Annotated in this window: 1 pseudogene; it reads left to right on the plus strand. The window is 56.1% G+C overall.

Annotated features, from left to right (window positions below):
* Positions 1-479: pseudogene (locus tag ACTHUM_RS18660) on the plus strand (TonB-dependent receptor); the annotation flags it as partial.
* Between the last annotated feature and the right edge of the window lie 38 nt (positions 480-517).

Here is a 517-nt window from a genome sequence, read left to right on the forward strand (position 1 = left end):
AACTTGACGCATCCTACCGCTGGGGCGGCCTGACCGCGCGCGCCGGCGTATCCTACGTCAAACCGCGTCTGAACGGCGAAATGTACTACGGCGAAAGCCCGATCCAAGCGGAAGACCACGAAAGCTCGTTCACCTTCTGGAACACCGGCCGCCAATGGCTGACCGGCCTGTCTTATCAGTTTGAAAACCACAAACTCGAAATTGGCTGGCGCGGTCGCTACGCCCAAAGCGTGAAATACACCGACGTCGCCCGCGGACAAGGCACGATACACGGCAAAAAAGCCGGTTACGGCGTACACGACATCTACGCCAACTGGCAGCCGCTGAAAAAAGACAACCTGAACGTCAACTTCGCCGTCAACAACATCGGCAACAAGCAATACCGTTCGCACAGCCAACGCTTCCCCGACGGCAACGGACGCGTGCCCTTCTACGAACGCGGCCGCGAGTTTGCCTGGGGCATGAACTATCGTTTCTAATGATACGAACATTATGACGTTATAAGGAAATAAAAGGC

The organism is Neisseria sp. P0021.S006, assembly GCF_051956895.1.